Origin of the sequence: Actinopolyspora alba (assembly GCF_900112765.1) — a bacterium.
Classification (GTDB): Bacteria; Actinomycetota; Actinomycetes; order Mycobacteriales; family Pseudonocardiaceae; genus Actinopolyspora; species Actinopolyspora alba.
In genome coordinates this window covers 516,282-540,284 of sequence record NZ_FOMZ01000001.1, presented here as the reverse complement: position 1 = coordinate 540,284, position 24,003 = coordinate 516,282, and the positions used below count along the sequence as shown (strand labels likewise).

Genomic DNA, 24,003 nt, shown 5'->3' with positions numbered 1-24,003 from the left:
GGGCTCGGTTCGCCGGGCTCGCTTCGCCGTCGTGACTCGCTGCTCATCCGGTCCACTCGGTGTACGGAGCGCTACACCGAAACGGTAGTGTGACCACGGGATCAGCGCGCTTGGCGCGTGTCCGGGCAACTTCGATTCAAGTCAACGCGTAACACCGAGGCTGGCGTCTGCGATGAGCAACGTGGGGGACGGGCTGGACGCTCTTGTCAGCGCCTCCATCGACGGCGACCGCCAGTCGATCGAGCGCTTACTGGCCGAAATCCGTCCTTTGGTGGTGCGGTACTGCCGCGCCAGGGTTGGTCGAAACGAACGTACGTTCGCTTCGGCGGACGATGTCGCCCAGGAGGTGTGTCTCGCTGTGCTGACGGCGTTACCCACTTACCGGGACCAGGGACGGCCTTTCCTGGCGTTCGTGTACGGCATCGCCGCGCACAAGGTGGCCGATGCGCACCGTGCATCGGCTCGCAATCGGTCCGAACCGGTCGCGGATCCTCCGGAGGCCCCGGAAGACCAGGCCGGACCCGAGCAGCGGGCCATACAGGGTGAGCTTTCGGGCAGGATGGCGCAGTTGCTGCGCGTGCTGCCCGCCAAGCAGCGGGAGATCCTGCTGCTTCGGGTGGTCGTCGGGTTGTCCGCGGAGGAAACCGCCGAAGCGGTCGGTTCGACGCCGGGAGCGGTGCGTGTGGCGCAGCACCGCGCGCTCGCCCGGCTGCGAAAGACGCTGTCCGCGGAGGAGGTGGTCTGATTGGCGGAACGAAGAGGCTCCGGAAGTGACGACGGGCGTGACTCCGTCGAGCCCGGCCGGCAGGACGACCGGTTCAGTGCCGAAGAGAAGACCGAGTCCGGACCCGATTCGTCCGGTGACGATTCCGGAACGAGTGTCGAGTCCCGATCCGACGAACACCCCTCGGATGATCACGATGTCGGCGTGCCGGATGAGCCGGAACATTCCGTCGAGGCCGACGACACCGATGCCGAGATCGTGGAGTTCCCGCGGGGCGGGCAACGCTCCGCCCCGGAGTCCGACGACGTCACGTTTCCGGACGACACGCTGCTCTCCGAAGACATGTTGTTGTCCGAGGGGGAACTGGCCTCCGAGGAGGATCTCGCCCTGGCGGACGAGCTCACCGGGACCGGTGCCGAGGAGGACGCGGAGCCCGTCGACCTCGCGCGCCTGCGGGCCGACGACGAGTTGCTGGACATGCTCGGCCAGTCGGGAGGTCACAGCGGCTCCGCCGATGCCGAGACCGACGTCGAGGATCTGTTGCTCGCTTGGCGGCGGGACGTCGACGCGACACCGATAGGGGAACTCGTCGACGTCGATCGCGCCGCCGCCGCTGTGGCGGCGGGCAGGCCCAGGCGCCGTTCCCGCGTTCCCAGGCTGCGTCACCTGGTGCCAGTGGCCAGTGCCGCTGCTGTGCTGATGATCGGCTTCACCGGAGTCGGCCTCGCCGCTCGTGACGCCGCGCCGGGAGACGCGTTGTGGGGCGTCACGCAGGTTCTCTACAGCGACCGTGCCGCTTCGGCCGCGGCCGCTTCCCGTGCGCAGAGCCAGTTGGACGTGGCCAGCCAAGCCTGGCAGAACGGCCGCGAGGATGCGGCCGAGACCGCCCTGCACCGTGCGGAGGAACAGCTCAGCACCATCGATCCGGGAGAACGGCGTTCCGACCTGCGTGCCGCGCACGCCTCGTTGAGCGCGAAGTTCGACCGCCCGCCGGATTCGTCGGCCGGCTCCTCCACCACGGGGAGCGGTTCCGAACAGCCCGGCTCCTCCACCACGGGGAGCGGTTCCGAACAGCCCGGGAACTCCGCCACCGATTCCCCGGGGACTTCCGGTGACAGCAACCCGCCCTCCTCGGAGACCACACCCAGTCCGACGGACGGGTCCGAGCCGAGTACCACCTCGGACCAGGAGCGCCCGCCTTTCCCGAGCGAGACCAGCCCCAGTGAGACAGGTGCCTCCAGCAGCGGTGACGACACCGTTTCGGGGTCGGGAAGTGGTCAGGCGCGCGATTCCCAGTCCGACTGAGCGAGCGAACCGGCCGGGCGGACGAACCGGCCGGACCCGGTTCGAACTCCTCGGCCGCGCCTGATGTGGCGCCGTTGCCCGATGGGCGGCGGCGCCACACCGCTCAAGAGCCGTTCGTGGCGGTGGAACCGCCCCGGTGGAACGTCTCGGCGCGTCCGACGGCCGCCGTCGGACGCGCTCGGTGCACGAGACGGATTCGCCGCGTATTCGCCAGTGGGCCGAACGAGTCCGGTGTCCTCGGCCGGGCGGGTTCGCCGCCCGGCCGATGCGAGAGTTCCCGGCGGCTGCGCCGATCCGCAGATCCTGCGTTGCTCCGCAGGGCCTGCGTTGCTCCGCAGGGGCTGCGTTGTTCCTCAGCGGCTGCGCTGGTCCTCGGTCTCGATCACACCGTCGGCGAACCCACGGCAGTACTCCCAGCTCACGTAGTGGCCCGGGTTCGGTTCGTACGCCGGTTCGTGCGGGCGCATCCGGCCGTCGTTGAGCAACTGCTCCAGGCTCGACCGCAACAGTTCCCAGTCGTGGTAGTGCGGTTCGCCGCAGTCCGAGCAGTCCACGACGATCCCGCGGATACCGCGCGGCTCCAGCAACGCCTGGTACACGGCGAGGTCGGCCAGGTCGGACAGCAGTTCGGCGCGTTCCTCGTCGCCGAGCTGCTGGTCCTGCTCGAATTCCTGGTCGCCGAGGGCCATGCTCGGGTCTTCCGGATCGCCCGCGAACGGGTCTGGTGGCAATGGGTCATGCGGCACGACCCGCACGGTACCGGTAGCGTCCAACTCCGCCGAGCCGTGGCCGGGGAGCCGCTGGTAATCGGCTCTGGATACCATGTGGGGACACCGCCCGTGAGTCGTGTCGAAGGCGTTTTTCGGTGGTGGGTACCTCGTACCTTCCGGCCGCCTCCGCCGGAACGGCTCGCCGGGTCCGCTTCGCCGCGAGGCACCGGCTCGATCATCGATTCGAGTGGCCCCGTCCGAGTCGCGAAACAGGCCCCGTTCGAGTCGTGGAACGGGCTCCGGGAGTGTCTCGCGGGTCCGGATGCTCACCGAGTGAGACAACCGTTCCCGGGCGGGGATCCACACGACGCACTTCAAACAGACATCAGGAAGGCACTCCTTCGCGCTATGACCAGCGAGCTGACCGCCCCGGGGTTCCCGACCAAGTTCGCGACGCTCGGGCTGACCTTCGACGACGTGCTGTTGCTGCCCGGCGAGTCCGACATCGTTCCCAGTGCCGTGGACACCAGCACCCGGTTCTCCCGCAACATCCAGCTGCGCGCCCCGCTCAGTTCGGCGGCCATGGACACGGTCACCGAGGCGAGGATGGCCATCGCCATGGCCCGGCTCGGCGGGGTGGGAATCCTGCAGCGCAACCTTCCGGCCGACGAGCAGGCCGCCCAGGTCGAGGTGGTCAAGCGCTCCGAGGCGGGAATGGTCACCGACCCGGTGACCTGTTCTCCAGAGGACTCGTTGTCCGATGTGGATGCGTTGTGCGCGCGCTACCGCATCTCCGGCGTTCCGGTGGCCGAGCCGGACGGCACGCTGGTGGGCATCATCACCAACCGTGACATGCGGTTCGAGACCGACCACACCAAGCGGGTGCGCGAGATCATGACGTCGGCGCCCCTGATCACCGCCCTGGTCGGGGTCACCGCTGACGACGCGCTCGACCTGCTGCGCAGGAACAAGGTCGAGAAGCTCCCGATCGTGGACAACGCGGGCAAGCTGCGTGGGCTGATCACGGTCAAGGACTTCGCCAAGACCGAGCAGTACCCGGACGCCACCAAGGACGCCGACGGCAGGCTGTTGTGCGGTGCGGCCGTCGGGGTCGGAGCCGACTCGCACGAGCGGGCGATGGCGCTGGTCGACGCGGGGGTGGACGTGCTGGTGGTCGACACCGCCCACGGCCACTCCAAGGCCGTCGCCGAGACCGTGGCCACGCTCAAGAGCGAACTGGGCGACTCCGTCGACGTGGTCGGAGGCAACGTCGCGACCAGGAACGGGGCGCAGTCCCTCGTCGACGCCGGGGCCGACGGCGTCAAGGTCGGCGTCGGACCGGGCTCCATCTGCACCACCAGGGTGGTGGCGGGCGTCGGTGTGCCGCAGATCACCGCCATCTACGAGGCGGACCAGGCCTGCCGTCCCGCCGGGATTCCGCTGGTGGCCGACGGCGGCATCCAGTACTCCGGCGACATCGCCAAGGCGATCGCCAGCGGTGCCAGCAGCGTGATGCTCGGCAGCCTGTTCGCGGGCACGGCCGAGGCTCCCGGGGAGCTCGTGCTGGTCAACGGCAAGCAGTTCAAGGTCTACCGGGGCATGGGGTCGCTCGGCGCGATGTCCTCGCGGGAGAACGGCAAGTCCTACTCCAAGGACCGCTACTTCCAGGACGACGTGCTCTCCGAGGACAAGTTGGTCCCGGAGGGCATCGAGGGCCGGGTGCCCTATCGCGGCCCGCTCGGGCAGGTAGTACACCAGCTGATCGGCGGAGTTCGCTCGGGGATGGGCTTCACCGGTTCCGGAACCATCCCGGAACTGCAGCAGGCCCACCTGGTCCGGGTCACGGCGTCGGGACTCAAGGAGAGCCACCCGCACGACATCACCATGACCGCCGAGGCACCCAACTACACCACGCGGTAGCCTGCCCCGCCGGGCGAACCCGGTGGGAACTCGACCCCCTCTTCGACTCACAGCGGCACCGCGGGAAGGAAACACGTGCGGGATCTTGTGGAAATCGGGATGGGCCGGACGGCCATGCGCGGCTACGACCTGGACGATGTCGAGATCGTTCCGTCGCGCCGTACGCGCTCCTCCAAGGACGTATCCCTGTCCTGGCAGATCGACGCCTATCGCCTCGACATTCCGCTGGTGACGCATCCCACCGACGCGGTGGTGTCACCGGCCACGGCGATCCGGATCGGTGAGCTGGGCGGTCTGGGAGTGCTCAACGCCGAGGGGCTCTGGGCCCGGCACGAGAACGTCGAGGGAGAGCTCGCCCAGGTCGTGCGTACCGCCGAAGAGGGTGAGGGGCCGGACGCCGCGATCGCGATGCTGCAGCAGCTGCACGCCGCGCCGATCCGTACCGACCTGCTGACCGAGGCCATCAAGCAGATCAAGGACTCCGGCGTCACGGTCGCCGCGCGCGTCAGCCCGCAGCACGCGGAGGAACTCACCCCCACGCTGCTCGCCGCCGGCGTCGAGGTGCTGATGGTGCAGGGCACCATCGTCTCCGCCGAGCACGTCTCCCAGGAAGGGGAACCGCTGAACCTCAAGCGGTTCATCGGCGAGCTCGACGTGCCGGTGATCGCGGGTGGGGTCGGCGACTACCGCACCGCGATGCACCTGATGCGCACCGGAGCCGCCGGGGTGATCGTCGGTTTCGGGCAGTCCCGCTCCGCTACCACCACCCAGACGCTGGGCATCGGGGTGCCGATGGCCACCGCCGTGGCCGACGCCGCTGCCGCCCGGCGGGACTACCTGGACGAGACCGGCGGGCGCTACGTGCACGTGATCGCGGACGGCGGGCTGTCCTACTCCGGTGACATCGCCAAGTCGATCGCCTGCGGCGCCGACGCGGTGATGCTGGGGGAGGCCCTGACCGAGACCTCGGAGGCCCCCGCGCAGGGTTACTACTGGACGGCCGCCGCTGCGCACCCCAATCTGCCGCGCAGCGAGATCGTCGGCTTCAACAGCGCCGGGGTGGACCTGAACACACTGCTGTTCGGCCCGAGCAGCGATCCCTACGGGACGCTGAACCTGTTCGGGGCGCTGCGTCGTGCCATGGCCAAGACGGGGTACTCCGAACTGAAGGAGTTCCAGAAGGTCGGTTTGATGTTGTGCCGTTGATTCCGGTTGCCCGGGTGGTCGGTTAGCCGATCGCTGAGCCGGACGCTCGCGGCGTTGGGCCTACTCAAGAGCTCAAGAGCAGGCCCAACGCCGCGAGCGGCTGCCGATCCAGTCGGTACGCAGGGCGCCCCACCGTGCACGACCGATCCGACAACTCGTCATCGATCTCCGGCGCTCGCGGTCGAGTCACCGGAAATCCCGCGACGCCGCCATGGCCGTCGATTCCCACGATGCCGCGCACACCGTCCGCAGCGCAGGTCGTTCAGGCAACACCGGTGTTCTGCGCGGCGCAGATCCACCACTGGCCATCCAGCTTGGAAAGTATCCAGGTGCCCACGTTGGCGCGTCGCCCCGCTTGGCTGATCGCGGGTTGCCGAAGACACACGATCGCCACATCCGACCGCGGAAAGATCACCTGCTCGATCTCGTACCAGGTTCGGATGCCGTCGGCGTGGTTTTCCAATCGCTCCTTGTGGTATTCGTGCAGTTCCTGCCAGTCCTGGAACCGGACGCCGTTGACGGCGGTGAACACCGTGTCGGTGGTAAACCTGTCGTCGAACTTCGCCGCGTCGTGCTCGACGAAGGCGGTTTCGAGTTCGTCGAAGATCTTCCTGATCGCGCGCAGATCCTCTTCGTGATCGTCGTCGTGGTGTGCTTTGGGACGGTTCGACATGTTCGTTCCTCCGCCGGGGACGCGGGCAAGTCAGGGATTCAGCGAGCTTGCCGTCGGGACTGCTACCGGGAACTCATCGTGGAACGGCTCGATCGCCTGCTCTGGTACCGGCACCTCGGGCGGCGCCGCACTGCTCGATGTGAGCCACCACGCCGCGACGCCGGAGGGAGACGCGTCGGCGCAGGGGCGCGTGTGAGTTCCACTGGAAACCTACGGTGACCCACCCGGGCTCGCGGTTTCGGGGGATGCGGGGCCGCCGTCGGAACCGAGCTGTGTTCTTGACCGGTTGAGCGGCGGGGCGGTGCGACCGTCGGTGCGTGCCGTTGCCCTGCCGCGTTGCCGTCCCGGGCTGGCTCCGGCCGAAAAATGTGCTCCCGGGAGCCGCTCAGCTATGGCTACTGGCGAGTAATTTGTTCTACTCTCACATCCATGAGTGATCGGGGACACCTTCGGCGCGAGAACTCCGGCGAGCAGGACTACGACGTGGTCGTGATCGGCTCCGGCTTCGGCGGCAGCGTGGCCGCACTGCGGTTGACCGAGAAGGGATACCGCGTGGCCGTGCTGGAAGCGGGCAGAAGGTTCGCCGACGACGAGTTCCCCAAGACCTCCTGGGACCTGCGCCGCTTCCTGTGGGCACCCCGGCTCGGCTGCTTCGGGATCCAGCGCATCCACATGCTGCAGAACGTGCTGATCCTCGCCGGTGCGGGAGTGGGCGGCGGCTCCCTGGTCTACGCCAACACGCTCTACCGCCCGATGAAGCCGTTCTTCCAGGACTCGCAGTGGGCGCACATCACCGACTGGGAGGACGAGCTCGACCCGCACTACGAGCAGGCGAGCCGGATGCTCGGTGTGGTCACCAATCCCACCGAGACCCCGTCCGACCGGGTCATCCGGCGGGTGGCCGACCGGATGGGCGTGGGCGAGAGCTACCACCCCACCCCGGTGGGGGTGTACTTCGGCGAGCCGGGCGAGAACAACGCGGACCCCTACTTCGGTGGCGCGGGGCCGGAACGCACCGGCTGCACCGAGTGCGGTGCCTGCATGACTGGTTGCCGGGTCGGCGCGAAGAACACCCTGATGAAGAACTACCTCTACCTGGCCGAGTCCAAGGGCGCCGAGGTGTGGCCGCTGACCACGGTCGGCGGGATGCGGAAGGACGCCGACGGCCGCTGGCGCATCCGCACCGAGCGAACCGGCGCAGTGCTGGGCGGACGGGGTCGAACCTTCACCGCCGACCAGGTGGTGGTCGCCGCCGGAACCTGGGGAACCCAGAACCTGCTGCACCGCTGCGGGCAACGCGGTGAACTGCCCGGGCTCTCCCACAAGCTCGGTGAGCTGACCAGGACCAACTCCGAGGCGATCATCGGCGCGCAGCGCGGTTCGGTCGACGCGGAACGCGACTTCTCCACCGGCACCGCGATCACGTCCTCGTTCCACCCGGACAACGACACCCACATCGAGCCGGTGCGCTACGGCAGGGGAAGCAACGCCATGGGGCTGTTGCAGACCCTGCCCACCAGCGGCGGTATCGACAAGCCGCGCTGGCGGCAGTGGTTGCGAAACGTGCTGACGCGCCCGCTGGCCACGCTGCGGCTGCTCTCGGTGCGGCGCTGGAGCGAGCGCACGGTGATCCTGCTCGTGATGCAGAGCCTGGACAACTCGCTGCGCACCAAGCTCGGCAAGGGGCTGTTCGGCCGCCGCAAGCTCGTTTCGCAGCAAGGGCACGGCGCCCCCAATCCGACCTGGATCCCGGCGGGCGAACGGGCCAACGAACTGGCCGCCGAGGAGATCGACGGCATCGCGGGCGGCACCTGGGGCGAACTGTTCGACGTCCCGATGACCGCGCACTTCATCGGTGGTTGCCCGATCGGCTCGGACCCGGAGCACGGCGTGATCGATCCCTACCACCGCGCCTGGGGATACCCGGACATGTCCATCGTGGATGGTTCGGCGATAACCGCCAACCTCGGGGTCAACCCCTCGCTGACGATCACCGCACAGGCGGAGCGGGCCTTCTCGATGTGGCCGAACAAGGGCGAGCCCGACCCGCGCCCCACCCAGTCGGAGGGGTACCGGCGGGTGGAACCCGTGGCTCCGGCCGACCCGGCAGTGCCCTCGCACGCGCCGGGGGCCCTGCGGCGCTGAGCGGACGGATCACGGCCGCCGCGATGCTCTCCGGAGGAGCTCGTGGCGGGGTCGGTCACGGGTGCGCGACGCCCTCGTCGAACGTCGGACCGGGAACGATACGCTGACCGTCGTAGTGTTCTCACCTGGAGGTTCGACGTCGTGTCCGACACCACAGGCGGTATCGACCCCGCCGGGCAGACTGCTGAGCGAGGACGGCCCGGTAGCGGCCCCGTCCTGGTGGTCGACTTCGGCGCGCAGTACGCGCAGCTGATCGCCCGCCGGGTACGTGAGGCGCAGGTCTATTCCGAGGTGGTCCCGCACGACACGCCCGTCGAGGAGATGCTGCGCCGCGACCCCGCCGCCATCGTGCTCTCCGGCGGTCCCGCCAGCGTCTACGCGGCCGACGCGCCGCAGGTGGACGCGGAACTGTTCCGCTCCGGAGTGCCCGTGCTGGGGATCTGCTACGGCTTCCAGGCCATGACCAGGGCGCTCGGCGGCACCGTCGAGCACACCGGCACCAGGGAGTTCGGGCGTACCGAGCTGTCGGTGTGCTCCACGGGCGGGACGTTGCACCAGGAGCTCCCGGACCACCACCCGGTCTGGATGAGTCACGGTGACTCGGTGAGCAAGGCTCCCGAGGGATTCCGGGTGATCGCCGAGACCGCGGACACGCCGGTCGCCGCCTTCGAGAACCCGGAGAGCGGCCTCGCCGGGGTGCAGTACCACCCCGAGGTGGCGCACTCGCCGCACGGTCAGGAGGTGCTGCGCCGCTTCCTGCACGACATCGCCGGTATCCGGCCGAGGTGGACCACCACCTCGATCGTGGACGAGACCGTCGCGGCGGTACGGGAGCGCATCGGGGACGCCCGCGCCATCTGCGGACTCTCCGGCGGGGTGGACTCGGCCGTGGCCGGTGCGCTGGTCAACAAGGCGGTCGGTGATCAGCTGACCTGCGTTTTCGTCGACCACGGGCTGCTGCGTTCCGGGGAACGCGCTCAGGTGGAGCGTGATTTCGTCGCCGCCACCGGAGCGCGCCTCGTCGTGATCGACGCGGTGGAGCAGTTCACCGAAGCGCTCGCGGGTGTCACCGACCCCGAGGAGAAGCGCAAGATCATCGGCCGTGAGTTCATCCGCACCTTCGAGCGCGCCGCGCGGGACCTGCAGGAGGAAGCCGGTCAGGCCGGGGAGCGGATCGAGTACCTGGTGCAGGGCACGCTCTACCCGGACGTCGTCGAGTCCGGGGGAGGCAGCGGCACCGCCAACATCAAGAGCCACCACAACGTCGGCGGGCTGCCCGAGGACCTGCAGTTCGACCTGGTCGAACCGTTGCGCGCGCTGTTCAAGGACGAGGTCCGCCGGGTCGGGCTGGAGATGGGGCTGCCCGAGACCATCGTGCACCGGCAGCCGTTCCCCGGGCCGGGGCTGGCCATCCGCATCATCGGCGAGGTCACGCCGCGACGGCTGGAGACGCTGCGTGCGGCGGACGCGATCGCCCGCGAGGAGCTGACCGCCTCCGGCGTCGACCGCGACATCTGGCAGTGCCCGGTGGTGCTGCTCGCCGACGTGCAGTCGGTCGGTGTGCAGGGCGACGGGCGCACCTACGGTCATCCGGTGGTGCTGCGTCCGGTGTCCAGCGAGGACGCCATGACGGCGGACTGGACCAGGCTGCCCTACGAGGCGCTGGAACGGATCTCGACCCGGATCACCAACGAGGTCGCCGACGTCAACCGGGTGACGCTGGACGTGACGTCCAAGCCCCCGGGCACCATCGAGTGGGAGTGACTCCGGGCAGTTCACCAGCCTGAACCGTTGTCCTCGGTGGAGACACGTTTCTCGGCGGGCACGCGCGTGCCCGCCGAGTTCGCCCTCCCGCTGCTCGGCTCAGCGCCTGCGCAGCTACCCGGCTCAGCGCCTGCGCAGCGAGGCCACCAGCATGATCACTCCGATGGCCGCCGCGGCGAAGGCCAGTACGCGCTGCGTGGACCAGCCTCCGCCGACGAGGAAGTAGATCGACGCCGCCACGGTCATGATTCCCGCGGTCAGGGTGACCGGATCCGGACTGAACCGGCGTGCTCCGCCGTTCGTGCTCTCGTTCACGGGGACCTGCTCGGGTTGGTGCTGCTCAGTAGCCACGGATCACCTCCACGCTTCCCGTCTCCACCATCAGGTTCAGCCGGACGGAACCGCCCCCGGGGCCGTCGGTGCCGAGGTCGTTCTCGGTGACCCGGATGTCCCTGCCCGACCGCTCGTCGCCGAGGCAGTCCACCCGCCCCAGATCGCTGGCGCAGGTGACCCGCGCGTCGGTCTCCGGCGGGAGGTACACGGTGACCGTGCCCATTCCCAGGGTGACGTCGGTTCCCACCTCCCTGTCGGCGGGGAACCGCATGCTCTCCAACCCCAGCACGATGCTTCCCGCCGAGCCCGAGTACTCCGACTCCAGACCCGTCGTCTGCTCCGGGAACACCGTCAGGTTGGTGTAGTCCGCCCACGGTCGCTCCGGAATCACCGTGGACAGCATCGCCGCCAGCGCCACCGGAACCGCGAACAGGATGAGCCAGCGACCCCGGCGCAGGAAGGAACCCACCAGCATCCCGCAGCCGATCACCCCGAGCATCAGTGCCCAGATCGCCACCGCGGACAGGCCGAAGGCGATCCCGAAACCGCCCACCAGCAGCGCGACTCCCAACGTCGCCAGCGTGATCGAGTAGCGCGGCCCGCGGCCTCCGGCCGCTCCCCGCTCCGGAGGTCGTGGTTCGTCGGTCGGGGGTGCCCAACCGCTCGGTGGTGGTTGGTTCGGCGGCTGTCCGAACCGCTCGGTCGGGTAACGGGGTGGCTCCGGGGCGGGTGGTCCCGACACGGGTGGCTCGTACGGGGGCGCCTCGGATCGGGCGGTCGTCCCGGTCGCCGCTGCGGACTCGGCTGCCGCTGAGCTCTCGGTTGCCGCCGCTGGCCCAGCGGGACCGGTCGCGTACCGCTCCGTTTCCGCGCCCGTCGGCTCGGAGACCGCCGTTTCGTACGTCGTGGTTTCTCCCGTCACGGGCATCCCCGGCTGCGGCGCCACGTTGGTAGTCGCCGTGCCCGTGGTCCCGTGCGGTCCCGCGCTCCCGTACTGCCCCCCGGCCCCGTACGGCCGCCCGGCGGGGACGCGATCGCCGAAGTGCCGGTGCAGCAGGTACAGCGCCAGTATCCCCAATGCCAGCCCGAACACGCCCGGCATGTCGAACGCGGCGAGCGAGGCCGGGACGAACACCACCGTTAGCAGGGCGAGCACCGCCAGTCGAACGGCGGTGTTGCCCGGTGCGTCGCTCGACTTCGGCAACGTCGCCCAGCCGAGCAGGTAGAACAGCAGTCCGGCACCGCCGTAGAAGGTGCCGATCACGAACACGACCCGCAGCAGCACCGGATCCACGCCGTAGCGGTTACCGAGCGCGGCGGCCACACCCGCGACCTTGCGTCCCTCGGAGGGGCGCGGGGGTCTGGTGTCCCAGAAGTCGCGGAAGGTCCCCTTGATCTCCGCCCACGTTCCCCGCGCCCCGCTGGACCCGCCGGGCCGAGCGGTACCCCCCGAACCGGTACCGCTCGGACCGGTGGGTGCGCGGCCGTCGTCGTACTGCCCGCCACCCTCGTACTGGCCGCCGTCGGTCGTTCCGCCGTTCATGTCGCTCACTCTGCCGGTATCACGAGTCCCGGTCGTCAGGGTGTTCCCCTGAGCGCACCCGGACAATCCGGTGCCGTTCCCCGATGCCGCCATCCGCACCCGCGTGTGATTATCGATGCCGTGCAGGTCCGTTCCAGGCAGTTTTCCAGCCAGACCGTGACGGGGGAGGACTCGCGCGCGATGTCCGAGCGACGGACCCGGCCGATGTACGTCACCGGTACCGACATCCCACGGCTCTATCGGCGCCGCTCCGGCCGGGTGGTGGCCGGTGTGGCGATCGGGATCTCGGATCACCTGGGGTTCCCGGTGGTGTGGGTGCGTGCCGTGTTCGCGATGCTGGCCGCGCTCGGCGGTGCGGGCATTCTCGGCTACGGGCTGCTCTGGATCTTCGTGCGGCAGCGTTCCGACATCGTGGGTACCGAGTCGGAACGCGAGCGCAGGCAGGGGGTGGGGCTGCTGCTGCTCGGCGTCGGACTGGCCGCGGTCGTGGCCTCGGTCAGCGCCGTACCGCCGTGGCTGGTCGGTGCGATGGGGGCGACGCTGGTCGGCGGTGCGGTCATCTGGCGGGAGGCCGACGAGTCGCAGCGCGGTCAGTGGCGGGAGGGGGCCCGTTCCAGCATCGTGGGGCTGCTCGGCGGCGGTGGGCGTGCCGGGGTGCTGCGGCTGCTGGCGGGTGTGGCGCTGGTCTTCCTCGGACTGTGCGCGTTCGTGCTCGCCACAATCGGCAGCGAGGTACCCGTGGTGCTCGCCGCCGTGGTGGCGACGCTGGTCGGTGTGGCACTGCTGACCGTGCCGTGGTGGATGCGGCTGAGCGGGGACCTCGACGTGGAGCGCTCCACCCGGATTCGCTCGCAGGAGCGCGCCGAGCTCGCGGCGCATCTGCACGACTCGGTGCTGCAGACCCTGGCGCTGATCCAGAAGCAGGCCGGGGCCGAACGGGAGGTGCGTCGGCTGGCCAGGAGTCAGGAACGCGAGCTGCGCCGCTGGCTGTACGGACCCGGTGGTTACAGTGGTTCCTCGCGACCCATGAGCCACGCCCCCACCGCCTCGCCGGGCACCTCGGGTGAGGAATCGGCGGCGACCGGCGAGTTCGAGCGGCTCCCGGAGGAGACGCTGGCCGCCGAACTGGCGCGGATCTGCGGGGAGGTCGAGGACGCCTTCGCGATCACGGTGCAGCACGTCGTCGTCGGTGACGGGCCGTTGGACGAGCCGCTGCGCGCGGTACTGGCCGCCGCGCGGGAGGCCATCGTCAACGCCGCCAAGCACGCGGGGGTCGACGAGGTCAGCGTCTACGCCGAGTCGCAGCCCGACCGGGTGGAGCTGTTCGTCCGGGACAGGGGAGCTGGGTTCGACCCCGACGAGGTGGATCCCGATCGGCACGGGTTGTCCGAGTCGATCCGGGGCAGGATGGAACGCAACGGCGGACGGGTGCGGTTGCGCACTTCGCCCGGGGCGGGGACCGAGATACATCTGGACCTGCCGCGAGTAATCCAGTGAACACCGGTTAAGGAGTCCGCGATGGACGAGCGAGAGGACGAGCGGCGGAACCCGGCGGAGGGCGCGGCCGGCCCGATGGGGGACAGCGCTGTGGGTGACAGTGCCGTGGGTGACAGCGCTGTGGGAGACGATGTGATGGGGGAGAGCGGCGCGGGATCCGGTGAACAGGGGCCGGTCGGGGTCTACCTCGTCGACGATCACGCGTTGTTCCGGGCAGGCGTTCGCGCCGAGCTCGCCGCGTTCGAGGACCGGGTTCGGGTGTTGGGTGAGGCGGGATCGGTGGCCGAGGCCGTGGCGGGCATCGAGCACCTGCGTCCCGCCGTGGTGCTGCTCGACGTGCACATGCCCGACGGCGGGGGAGCCGAGGTGCTGCGCCGGGTGCGCGAGCGGGGGGTCGGCGTCGTCTTTCTCGCCCTCTCGGTTTCCGACGCCGCCGAGGACGTCATCACGGTGATTCGCGGTGGGGCGCGCGGCTACGTCACAAAGACGATCTCAGGGCGCGAGCTCGCCGACGCCGTTCACCGTGTCGCGGCGGGCGACGCGGTCTTCTCACCCCGACTGGCCGGTTTCGTGCTGGACGCCTTCTCGCAGGGCTCCAACTCGGCGGAGGTGAGTGATCCCGAGCTGGACCAGCTCACCCGCAGGGAGCGCGACGTGCTGCGGTTGCTGGCGAGGGGGTATTCCTACCGCGAGATCGGTTCCGAGCTGTTCATCTCGGTCAAGACGGTCGAGACCCACGTCTCCAGCGTGCTGCGCAAGACCCAGTTGTCCAACCGCTACGAGTTGTCCAAGTGGGCCTCCGACCGCAGGCTGGTGTGAGGCGGGCGAACTGACGGGGCCGCTATGTTTGACCACCTCCGGTACCGGCAATCCGAGTGCCCCGGGGCGATTGACCTCGCCCGCGAGAACGGTGAGCACGTCGTGCACCTGACAAGCGGCACCAGCTCGCCGGTAACCGACCGGAAAGGACGGTCGACTCGACGATGCGGTACCACGAGTTCCTCGGCGCCGTGGAAAGGCACGGCGGACCGACCGAACGGGAACACGCCGACCAGGCGAGCAAGATAGTGCTCGCCACCATCGGTCAGCGCCTGGCCGGGCAGGAGCCCAGGGATCTGGCCAGTCAGTTGCCTCCCGAGCTGCAGGAGCCACTGCTGCAGCACACCGGGGGCGACGAGATCGGGGACGACCTGGACGACTTCCTGCGGCGGGTCGCCGATCGCGAGGGCCGCGGCTGCGACCCCGAGACGGCGTTGACCCATGCCCAGGCGGTGCTGGGAACCATCACCGAGTTCGTCTCCGCCGGTGAGATCGACGACCTGCGGTCCCAACTGCCCGCTGGTTACGCTCCGCTGTTCCAGCAGCCGCAGTAGAGCTCGACAGCCGCGGTGGACCCCAGCGGCCGTGGCAGAACGTTGTCACCCGCCGGCGGGTCGACGAGTCGTGTTCCTCGGCGGGCGAGCCGCATCCGGGAGGCAGCGGATGGACTACGAAGAGATGATCGACACGCTCCAGCGACGTCTGGAGTCCGACGTCACGAATCCCGACACGGTGCTGGCCGCCACGGTTCAGGCCCTGGGTGAAAGTGCCTGGAACGTGGCTGCCGAGCTGCGAGCACACCTGCCGCGGCAGTTGGGGGAGGTCCAGCCCGCCGGGCCCGGCGATCCGCTCTCGGTGGACGCTCTCCTCGACCGCATCGGCCAGTTGAGCGGTGCCCCGGACTCCGAGCGGGCCCAGGAGTACGGCCGGGCGGGACTGGCCGTCGTCGGCCGAGCGCTTCCGGCGGTACAGCTGCGCCGACTGCTGCACGAGCTGCCCGCGGACTACGCGACGCTGCTGCCCAGTGACAGCGGCCTGAGCACCACGGCGGACACGTTGTTGGCCGAGGTGCGTCGTCGCGCCGCGCTCGACGGGACGGAGCAGGCTCGGCAGCTGACCCAGGCGGTGCTGGGGGTGACGGCGCAAGCCGTCAGCCAGGGTGAAGTCGACCGGCTCACCGGTGCTCTTCCGCCGGAGATCGGGGCACTCCTCGACACGCGGGAATTCGCCCAGCACACCGACACCGACCGATTCCTGGCGGAGATCGCCCGGCGCAGTGACGTGACCGATCCGAACGTCGTCCGGGACCACACCGCCGCCGTGTTCAACGTGCTGGGGGAGTGGGCTCCCGAGGAGACGGCCGACACCCTCGATCAACTTCCCAAGCCGGTGGCCGCACTCGCGAGGGGCCGATGACGCCGCCACACGGCGGTGACCCCGCCCGGTGGCCCCGCCCGGTGATCCCTCGTGGCCGTGCGTCGATTTCGCGCGAAATCGACGAAACGGTGGCGGTTTCGGCCCGGGGTGCGTCGATTTCTCGCGAAATGTACGAGGGGCGGGAACTCAGTCGCGTGCCGGTTCCGGGGTTTTCCGCTCGGCGTCGTTCCGGGGCTTCCGGCCGCCGCGCACGTTCGTACGGCTCAGGGCCACTCCCACCAGCACGATCAGCATCCCGAGCAGCACGCGCGGGTCGAAGCTCTCGTCGAGCACCATCCAGCCCAGCAGCACCGAGACGATGGGCATCAGGTACGTGACGGTGGAGGCGGTGGTCGCTCCCTCGTCGGAGACGATCCGCAATTGCAGCGCGAACGCGAATCCGGTGCCGAACACTCCCAGCACACCCACCGCCAGCAGCGGAACCGGCGCGAGCTCGACCGGCCCCAGACCGCCCAGCGGCAGGGTCAGCACCGCGATCCCGGTCGCCGCCGACATCTGCATCGCGCCGACCGTCAGCGGTGACAGCCGCTGTCCGTCGGAGCCGGACCCGTTCAGGCCGCGCCCAATGTAGACGAAACCGATCCCGTAGCTCATCGCGGCGCCCAGGCAGGCGAGCGCGCCCCATCCCAGCAGGCCGCTCGAACCGTGCCAGGGCGCCAGGATCACCACCACCCCCGAGAAGCCCAGCAGCAGCCCCAACAGCCGAGGTGGTGGGAGGGAACGCTGCGTTCCGAACGCGAGCCCGAACACCACGGTCCACAACGGTGTGGTCGCGTTGAGCACCCCCGCGATGCCGGAATCGACGGTGCGCTCGCCCAGGCCGAACAGCACCCACGGCAGCACGTTGCTGAACACCGCGGCGCCCGCGATGGTGCCCCACAGCCGCCGCCCCTCGGGCGATGCGGGGCTGACGAGACGGAGACCGTTCAGCAGGCACAGGCCCACCAACACGACCGCGCCGAGTGTGATCCGGGAGAACGCCACCTGGGTGGGCGACATCGCCGCCAGCCCCAGCTTGATGAACAGGAAGCTCGCTCCCCACAGCAGCGCGAGCGTAAGCAGCCGCACGTAGTTGGCGCGGTTGTACACGGAAGTCCTCCACAGCAGGCCGGTCGTCGCGGTGAACCAGTCACCACCAACACGATGGGTGCCGAGTCGGATAAGCACAAGTAGATTTTTCTACACACACCTTTCAGTTCTGCTGTACTATTCGTGGCATGTTGGATGTCCGGCGGATGCAGGTGCTGCGAGCCGTGGTCAACAGCGGTTCGGTGAGCGCTGCCGCGAACAACCTGGGTTACACCCCTTCGGCCATCAGCCAGCAACTCAGCACGCTGGAACGAGAGGCCGGCCTGTCGTTGTTGGAGAAGGTGGGCAGGGGAGTCCGGCCGACCGCGGCCGGAACGATGCTGGCCGAACGAGCCGGTGACGTCTCCGAACTGCTTTCCAAAACGGAGAGTGAGCTCGCGGGAATGCGTGCCGGGGATTCCGGCGTGCTGCGCCTGCGGTTCTTCCAGAGCGCCAGCGTCGCGCTGATCCCGCCCGCTGTGGCCGCCTTCCGGACCAGGTATCCGCGGGTTCGGCTGGACCTGGGGATGCAGGAGGAGGGAATGCTGGATCGGGTCGCCGAGGGCGACGCGGATCTGGCCGTGATCGTGGTGGGACGCGATGTCCCCTCGATCCCCGGAGTCCGGTTGCTGCACCTGGTCGACGAGCCCTACCGCGTGGTGCTGCCCGTGGGACACCCGCTCTGCTCGGAGGAGCACATCGACCTGGCCCGGCTCTCCGAGGAGTCCTGGATCCAGGACTCCGTGGGGTCGGGGCCGTGCGCGGAGTCGCTCTACGACGCGTTCGCCGCCGCCGGATTCACACCGCACCTGGCGCTCGAATCGGACAGTCCACAGTCGTCGCAAGGGTTCGTCGCGGCGGGGATGGGGATATCGCTCGTCCCAAGACTGGGACTGGATCCGGTGCATCCGGGTGTGGAGGTACGGCCGCTGCGCAATCCCGAACCGGTTCGTCGGATCCACGTGGCCGTACGGGAGTCGGTGGTGCACGCCCCCAACACGGCGGCCTTGCTGCAGATCCTCACCGAGACCGCCCAGGCATAGCTCCCGCGGCGGGCGACAGGGTCACACGGCGCCGCTGTCGGTGTTGACCAGCGGCTCTCCGCCCTTGACGATCATGCCGAAGACGTGCCGCTCAGTGCTGCTGCCACCGTCCTCCTTCTGGTAGCGCAGCACCGCCTCCACCTGGTTGTCGCCGATCACCTTCGGGCCGCTGACGATCTCCACGTTCTCTATCGAGTCCCAGAAGTCCTCGTAGGTTTCCTTCCCGACCGATTTCAGCTCCGGTCCCAGCATCCGCCACGCGTCGTCGGTGTCCTCGGTGACCGTGGCGAAGTAGGTCCGAACCGTGGCGACCAGTTCGTCGTCACCGACCGAGTTCGGAGCGGAGTCCTCCTTAGAGGAATCGGCGGAGGACGGTGGCGTCGTGGAGCCGGAGGCGGTCGTCGCCTCGCTCGATCGGGCGGAACTCGGCGGGTCGGACGAGCTACCTCGTGAACGGGGAAGTTCGCCCGTCGAGGTGCTCGTTACAGCCCCGGCCGCGCCCGAAGAACCGGAGCCGCCGCCGTTGCCTCCGGTGAAGGCGTTCGCCGCCAGTATCCCCAGCAGGATCGCCGCGATCACCGCCACTGTCCAGCCCGCCACTCGCTTGGCCGTGCCGGTGCTGCCCGCCCCGCTCTCGGCACCGACCCTGGTGGGTGGATTGGCCGCCGGAGGCGCTCCCACACGCGTGGGGTTCGACTGATTGCCCGCGGCAGCGGTGGCTGCCGGTGTCCCGCCCGGCGGCATGCCCTGGTTCGGCGGTCGCGCGGGCACGCTCGGCGCCGCCGCGGCAGGAGCCGCCTGGTTCATCTGTCCGACCGGAGTGGCAGGGCCCTGCCCCTGCTGCTGGTTGCCCCCGAGCCCCGGAAGGGGTCTGCCGTCCCGCACCGCCTGCAGAATGTCCCTGGCCTGCGCCATGGTCGGCCGTTCCACCGGGTCGGCCCGCAGCAGTTCCAGCAGGGCGGGCGTCATCGGTCCGGCGTTGCGCGGGTGGTCGACCTGCCCGCGTGAGACGCGGTGCAGCAGACTGATCGCGTTGTCGTCCACTCCGAACGGCGGATGGCCCTCGATGGCGGCGTAGAGGGTCGAGCCCAGCGAGAACACGTCCGAGGCCGGAGCCGGATCCCTGCCGAGAGCCACCTCGGGGGAGAGGTAGGCGGGGGTGCCCGCGAGAATGCCGCTCTTGGTGACCGCGACGTCGCCGACCGCCCGGGAGATGCCGAAGTCGGTGATCTTGGCGGTGCCGTCGCCGCCGAGCAGGATGTTGCCCGGCTTCAGATCACGGTGCACGATCCCGGCCAGGTGGGCAGCCGCCAGCGCCGCCGCGACCTGCGCCCCGATTCCCGCTACCTCGATCGGCGAGAGCAGACCCCGCTCGGAGATCCGCGAGGCGAGGCTCTCGGAGGGCAGGTACTCCATCACCAGCACCGGTTGGCCGTCCTCCTCGGCCACGTCGAACACCGCGATGGCGTTCTGGTGCTGCAACCGAGCCGCGATCCGTCCCTCGCGCATCGAGCGCTCGCGGGCCTCCCTGGTCTCGGCCTCGGTGTGGCCCTGCTGCAGCAGCAACTGCTTGACGGCCACGGTGCGCTGCAGCCGTTCGTCGACCGCGCGCCAAACGACTCCCATCGCACCGCTGCCGATGCTCTCGTGCAGCCGGTAGCGTCCGGCGATCAGACGACCTTCGGCGCTCACAGTTCTCCCAGATCCTGGCGATGTCGGTGACCGGACGTGCCGACCGAACCCCTGCCGGAACGGCATCACGCGACGGGAACAACAGTACTGCGTCCCGACCGCCGTGCTGCGGGCCGGTCGGGATCACCGGGGCCGAGCGGCCGGGGACCGAGCCGCTCGACGGAACCACCTGTTACCCCTCGCTGTTCGCATCGCCACCGGACGCTTCGTCGTTACTCCGGCCTACTCGCCGCCGCCGTCGGACCCGCCACCGCTGGCGCTGCCACCTTCTGAGCCACTGCCGCTGTCGCCGTCCGACCCGCTGCCGCTGCCGGTCCCGTCCTCCGAGCCGCTGCCGGTCCCGTCGCCGCTGTCGCCCGAGTCGTTGGAGCCGCTCGGGTCGGTGCTCCCGTCCGGATCGGAACTCGGCTCGGGCGGCTCGCTCGCCGAAGTCTCGGGAGGTTCCGAGCTCTCTGATGCCGAGGTTTCCGTCGCGGACTCGTCCCGCTCGGGGGGCCGATCCCAGTCCGGATCCTGGTTCTGGTACCCGTCGTCCTCCGGGTAGTCCGGCACGGTGGTCTCGGTGGTGCTCGATTCGCCCGCCGCGGGCGGCACCACCGGTTGGTTGGTCTCCCCACCGCTCGGATTCCCACCGTCGGAGTCGTCGCTCAACAGCGAAGTCGCCAGCAGGATCCCCGCGACCGCGGCGACCACGAGCAGCACCCCGGACACCGCCAGCGGAGCCCTGCTCCGCCGTCCGCGCGCGGCCGTTTCGGGTGGGGGACCCGATCCGGGGTAGCCGGTGGCCTCCGCCCGTGCGGTGCCATCGAAACGGCCTTCCGCCTCCTGGGGTCCCCCGACCATCGTTCCGCCGCTACGCGGGTTGGAGGGCGGATCGGTCGCGGCGGCCGTGCCCGGGGTCATCGCGGACGGAATGGGAGCGGCCTTGGTGGGAACCGAGGTCACCGCCTGGCCGTTGGCGACGCCCTGCAGCATCTCGTGGACCTGCGCCATGTCCGGCCGTTCGTCCTCGTCGGGCTGCAGCATCGCCAGCAGCGGATCGGTCATGGGACCCGCGTTCTGCGGTGGTAGCACCTTGCCCGCCGCCACGGAGTGCAGCAGTGCCAGCGTGTTCTCACTCTGCCCGAACGGGGGTCTGCCCTCCACGGCCGCGTAGAGCGTCGCTCCCAGCGAGAACACGTCGGACGCGGGGCTGGGCTCCTTGCCGCAGGCCACGTCCGGTGACAGGTAGGCGGGGGTTCCCGCGAGCATCCCGGTCTTGGTGACGGCGACGTCGCCCTGTGCCCGGGAGATGCCGAAGTCGGTGATCTTGACCGTGCCGTTGTCACCGAGCAGCACGTTGCCCGGTTTGATGTCGCGATGCACCACTCCGGCGGAATGCGCCGCCCCGAGCGCCGCCGCCACCTGCGCTCCTATCCGTGCCACCTCGCGCGGCGGCAGGGGGCCGTGCTCGGACATCATCGCCGCGAGGCTGGTGGACGGCAGGTACTCCATCACCAGTACCGGGTCGCCGTTCTCCTCCACCACGTCGTAGACCGAGACAGCGTGCGGATGTTGCAGTCGTGCCGCGATACGTCCCTCGCGCATCGCCCGTTGTCGCGCTTCCTCCGCCTCGGTCGGGTCCAGACCGGGCTGGGTCAGCAATTGTTTGACCGCGACCGTGCGGTGCAGGCGCTCGTCGACGCATTCCCACACCACGCCCATTGCGCCGCTTCCGATGCGCCGCTGCACTCGGTAGCGTCCGGCGACCAGGCGACCTTCGTCGCTCACCGACGTCTCCCCGTACTGCTCTCGATCCCGGTCGACCTCGTCACCGGGGACACCGGTTCACCGGGTCGTCGGGATCGGTGGATTGTTGCGGGCCCCGCGTGGCCCTCCGACATGTACACGTTCACTGTGCGACCGCGTTCGGTCACGGAAACCGAACGACCGTGACACGGCAGCCTAGCCCACCGAGGAACCGGCGGAGCGGGGAAGTCTTCGACCGCTTCGAGGCCGCGTGACCGTCCCTGCGCTCGTGCCGTCGGCGAAGCGGTTCGCCCCGAACCGTCCCCGGGATTCCGGCGACGTGGCAGTTCGTTGCCGCATCGTTGTGAGAATACCGGCCCGGGAGAGCCGCCGGTACGGCCGTCCCGCGGTTACCGGTGTTCTTCGTCATGGAAGTGGTGTCGCCCAGGTGTCCTACCGTTCCGGATCCCGGAATCGCGCCGCGTCCAGCCGGACGCGCGGGATGCGTGGATCCGCGCCGTCGTCGACCGCGAAGGAGTAGCGGAGTGCGATTCTGGTTCCCGTGGCGTCGCGTGCCGCGACCGTCGACACCACTCGTCCGCTCGTGGTCACGCTGATCTCGTCCGAGCGAATCGATCGCAGCGCGCGCCAGCTCCGCACGATGTCCGCCCGTTGTGCCTCGGTCATGCTCACCGAGAGCAGCCGCACGGCGCTCGCAGGCTCCGCCCGTAGCAGCCTGTAGAACTCGCGCACCACCCGCACCGACGGAACCGACGTCTCCCCGGGCGGACCGAGCCGCGAACCGCCGCCGCGGCCGTCGGCCGAGCTCGTCACGGCTGACTCGTCCGTGAGGCCCGCCCGTGCGGCGGAGCTTCCCGGCAGTGCTCTCGACCGACCCGCTCGTTCCAGCAGCAGATCCACCCGCAGCGCCGCGGCACCCGTTATCGGCAACCCCGTGCGGTTCGGCGTCTTCCGTTCCGAACGAGGCGGCGTCGAGTCCGACAACACCACCCCGAGAGCCGCCGTAGCCCCCATCGCCAGCAGCGCCCCCAACGCTCCCGCCGTCCACAACACCGAACGCCCACCGAGCTGGACCGTTCCCGTCCCGGTCCCGGCGATTCGGTGTTCGGAGCTCGCCGCGCCGTCGACGGACCGTGGTTCCGCCGCCTCGCCGTGGTGTTCCACCGGCCACACCTCTTCGAACGGTTCCCCGCTTCGTGCCGATTCCGACATGTCGTTCCTCCCGACCTGTCAGCGGTTCCCGGGCGGATCGTCCACGGGTTCGTCGGAGATCACTCGCCGCGGGTGCTCGTCGAATTCCAGCCGCCGGTAACGCGTGGTCGGCTCACCGCCCCCGGGGTTCACGCGCAGTTCGTTCACCGTGCCGTCACCACGTACGGTGCTGTTAACGAGTTCGACCGAGCCGAGCTCCGCGTATCGACGTCGCAGACCGGTCAAACCGGTGCGATGCGGCGATCCGGCCGTCAGCCCGTGCGCCAGGTACGGCTCCCCGGAATCGAGGGTGCGGAAGTAGCGTTCCGTGAGGTCGAGCATCACGGACGACGGCATCGTCGTGCCCTGCTCCTGCTGTATCGGGTGCTGCTGTGTCGTGCCCTGCTGTGTCGTGCCCTGCTGTGTCGCTCCCTGCTGTGTCGGGCTCTGTTGCGTCGGGCGCTCCGCGGGGGCGGACGCGGTCGTGTGCCAGGGGGTCGCGCTCTGCTGGAGGGTACCGGCGGAAGCGATGCCCGACGGATCGTCGCTCACCGGGGCAGCACTCACCGGGGTGGTGCCCTGCGAAGTGCTCTCCCCCGCGAGGTCCTCCCCCGAGGTGTCGCCGGCGGGGGGCTCGCGCGTGGGAGCCGTGCTCTGCCATGACGCCGACGGCGCGGCTGTCGAACTCCGCTGTGGTGTACCGGCCAGGGGGTCGTGCACGGGCGGAACACCGTCGCCGGTTCGTCCGGTCGCCGTCGGCTGTCGCGACACCCGGGGGAAGCTCGGTTCCGGTGCACCGTTGTCGTCGGCGGTGGATGCGACTCCCGAACCGGCGGGGTTCTCGTCCGATCGGTACAGCGGTGGGTACTCCCCGGCCCGTGGCAGGTCCCGGGGGGACGTGGCCAACCGAGCGGGTTCGTTGCTCATCACCACCGCTGTTACCAGCACGATTCCCCCCAACGCCGCTGCCGCCGACACCACCACGAACCATGCCGCCCGCCGCCAGGTGCGCGGCGGAGTGATCGAAGCCGGGATCATGCCGAGTCCGAACTCGCACAGCCCGCCCGCCGGTTCCTCCGGGCAACGGGATCGTGGCGGTGCGTCCGGCGCGGCCGTGTCGTTCGTTCCGGTGACGCGGTTCGTTCCGGTGACGCAGCGGCGTTCCGGACCACCGTGGTTCACTC

20 protein-coding genes are annotated in these 24,003 nt (G+C 69.7%); 11 read left to right on the top strand and 9 right to left on the bottom strand.

Annotated features, from left to right (window positions below; translation table 11 throughout):
- The first annotated feature begins 172 nt into the window (after nucleotides 1–172).
- A complete protein-coding gene (locus tag BM150_RS02325; protein WP_092625194.1) occupies nucleotides 173–745 on the top strand; it encodes a sigma-70 family RNA polymerase sigma factor in 573 nt (190 codons plus the stop codon).
- Nucleotides 746–2,029, top strand: coding sequence for an anti-sigma-D factor RsdA (locus tag BM150_RS02320; protein WP_092922968.1), 1,284 nt, complete (start codon nucleotides 746–748; stop codon nucleotides 2,027–2,029).
- A gap of 353 nt (nucleotides 2,030–2,382) precedes the next feature.
- Here BM150_RS02320 and BM150_RS02315 read toward each other — a convergent pair whose 3' ends face one another.
- On the bottom strand, nucleotides 2,383–2,784 hold the full coding sequence (locus tag BM150_RS02315) for a DUF5319 family protein (RefSeq protein WP_092625948.1): 402 nt from the start codon (nucleotides 2,782–2,784) through the stop codon (nucleotides 2,383–2,385).
- A gap of 363 nt (nucleotides 2,785–3,147) precedes the next feature.
- On the opposite strand from BM150_RS02315, the gene guaB reads away from it, so the two are divergent.
- A complete protein-coding gene (gene guaB / locus BM150_RS02310) occupies nucleotides 3,148–4,659 on the top strand; it encodes an IMP dehydrogenase (protein ID WP_092922965.1) in 1,512 nt (503 codons plus the stop codon).
- Nucleotides 4,660–4,734: 75 nt separating this feature from the next.
- Nucleotides 4,735–5,865, top strand: coding sequence for a GuaB3 family IMP dehydrogenase-related protein (locus BM150_RS02305; RefSeq protein WP_092922962.1), 1,131 nt, complete (start codon nucleotides 4,735–4,737; stop codon nucleotides 5,863–5,865).
- A gap of 262 nt (nucleotides 5,866–6,127) precedes the next feature.
- Here BM150_RS02305 and BM150_RS02300 read toward each other — a convergent pair whose 3' ends face one another.
- On the bottom strand, nucleotides 6,128–6,538 hold the full coding sequence (locus BM150_RS02300; RefSeq protein WP_092922959.1) for an SgcJ/EcaC family oxidoreductase: 411 nt from the start codon (nucleotides 6,536–6,538) through the stop codon (nucleotides 6,128–6,130).
- A gap of 429 nt (nucleotides 6,539–6,967) precedes the next feature.
- Here BM150_RS02300 and BM150_RS02295 point away from each other — a divergent pair, with 429 nt between their 5' ends.
- Both BM150_RS02295 and guaA read left to right on the top strand, forming a co-directional pair.
- Nucleotides 6,968–8,683, top strand: a complete 1,716-nt coding sequence (locus tag BM150_RS02295; RefSeq protein WP_092922956.1) for an FAD-dependent oxidoreductase — start codon at nucleotides 6,968–6,970, stop codon at nucleotides 8,681–8,683.
- 162 nt (nucleotides 8,684–8,845) lie between these two features.
- A complete protein-coding gene (gene guaA, locus BM150_RS02290) occupies nucleotides 8,846–10,447 on the top strand; it encodes a glutamine-hydrolyzing GMP synthase (RefSeq protein ID WP_092923349.1) in 1,602 nt (533 codons plus the stop codon).
- 123 nt (nucleotides 10,448–10,570) lie between these two features.
- On the opposite strand, the gene BM150_RS02285 is transcribed toward guaA, so the two are convergent.
- Both BM150_RS02285 and BM150_RS02280 read right to left on the bottom strand, forming a co-directional pair.
- Nucleotides 10,571–10,798 (bottom strand): hypothetical protein, encoded by a 228-nt coding sequence (locus tag BM150_RS02285; protein ID WP_245755202.1) that lies wholly within the window; start codon nucleotides 10,796–10,798, stop codon nucleotides 10,571–10,573.
- On the bottom strand, nucleotides 10,788–12,323 hold the full coding sequence (locus tag BM150_RS02280) for a PspC domain-containing protein (protein WP_092922950.1): 1,536 nt from the start codon (nucleotides 12,321–12,323) through the stop codon (nucleotides 10,788–10,790). Before BM150_RS02280 ends, BM150_RS02285 begins: the two co-directional genes overlap by 11 nt.
- Before the next feature lie 180 nt (nucleotides 12,324–12,503).
- Between BM150_RS02280 and BM150_RS02275 the strand changes: the two genes are divergently transcribed.
- The 4 genes from BM150_RS02275 (at nucleotide 12,504) to BM150_RS02260 (ending at nucleotide 16,055) form a co-directional block, all read left to right on the top strand.
- A complete protein-coding gene (locus BM150_RS02275; RefSeq protein WP_092923346.1) occupies nucleotides 12,504–13,820 on the top strand; it encodes an ATP-binding protein in 1,317 nt (438 codons plus the stop codon).
- A gap of 135 nt (nucleotides 13,821–13,955) precedes the next feature.
- Nucleotides 13,956–14,639, top strand: a complete 684-nt coding sequence (locus BM150_RS02270; RefSeq protein ID WP_092923343.1) for a response regulator — start codon at nucleotides 13,956–13,958, stop codon at nucleotides 14,637–14,639.
- A 164-nt stretch (nucleotides 14,640–14,803) separates the two neighbouring features.
- Nucleotides 14,804–15,193: a DUF2267 domain-containing protein gene (locus BM150_RS02265; RefSeq protein ID WP_092922947.1), complete on the top strand. Its 390-nt coding sequence runs from the start codon at nucleotides 14,804–14,806 to the stop codon at nucleotides 15,191–15,193.
- Between the two features lie 109 nt (nucleotides 15,194–15,302).
- Complete coding sequence (locus BM150_RS02260) at nucleotides 15,303–16,055, top strand: DUF2267 domain-containing protein (RefSeq protein ID WP_175496637.1); 753 nt, start codon at nucleotides 15,303–15,305, stop codon at nucleotides 16,053–16,055.
- A 147-nt stretch (nucleotides 16,056–16,202) separates the two neighbouring features.
- Here BM150_RS02260 and BM150_RS02255 read toward each other — a convergent pair whose 3' ends face one another.
- Nucleotides 16,203–17,243 carry a DMT family transporter gene (locus BM150_RS02255; protein ID WP_245755201.1) on the bottom strand — a complete coding sequence of 347 codons (1,041 nt, stop codon included), beginning with the start codon at nucleotides 17,241–17,243 and terminating at the stop codon, nucleotides 16,203–16,205.
- A gap of 50 nt (nucleotides 17,244–17,293) precedes the next feature.
- On the opposite strand from BM150_RS02255, the gene BM150_RS02250 reads away from it, so the two are divergent.
- A complete protein-coding gene (locus tag BM150_RS02250) occupies nucleotides 17,294–18,187 on the top strand; it encodes a LysR family transcriptional regulator (protein ID WP_092922941.1) in 894 nt (297 codons plus the stop codon).
- Nucleotides 18,188–18,208: 21 nt separating this feature from the next.
- On the opposite strand, the gene BM150_RS02245 is transcribed toward BM150_RS02250, so the two are convergent.
- The 4 genes from BM150_RS02245 to BM150_RS23990 all read right to left on the bottom strand — a co-directional run bounded on the left by BM150_RS02245 (nucleotide 18,209) and on the right by BM150_RS23990 (nucleotide 24,001).
- Nucleotides 18,209–19,879, bottom strand: coding sequence for a serine/threonine-protein kinase (locus BM150_RS02245; protein ID WP_092922938.1), 1,671 nt, complete (start codon nucleotides 19,877–19,879; stop codon nucleotides 18,209–18,211).
- 222 nt (nucleotides 19,880–20,101) lie between these two features.
- Nucleotides 20,102–21,649 (bottom strand): serine/threonine-protein kinase, encoded by a 1,548-nt coding sequence (locus tag BM150_RS02240; protein ID WP_092922935.1) that lies wholly within the window; start codon nucleotides 21,647–21,649, stop codon nucleotides 20,102–20,104.
- Nucleotides 21,650–22,060: 411 nt separating this feature from the next.
- Nucleotides 22,061–22,840: a hypothetical protein gene (locus BM150_RS02235; protein WP_092922932.1), complete on the bottom strand. Its 780-nt coding sequence runs from the start codon at nucleotides 22,838–22,840 to the stop codon at nucleotides 22,061–22,063.
- Between the two features lie 18 nt (nucleotides 22,841–22,858).
- Nucleotides 22,859–24,001 (bottom strand): hypothetical protein, encoded by a 1,143-nt coding sequence (locus BM150_RS23990; protein WP_175496636.1) that lies wholly within the window; start codon nucleotides 23,999–24,001, stop codon nucleotides 22,859–22,861.
- Nucleotides 24,002–24,003 lie beyond the last annotated feature (2 nt).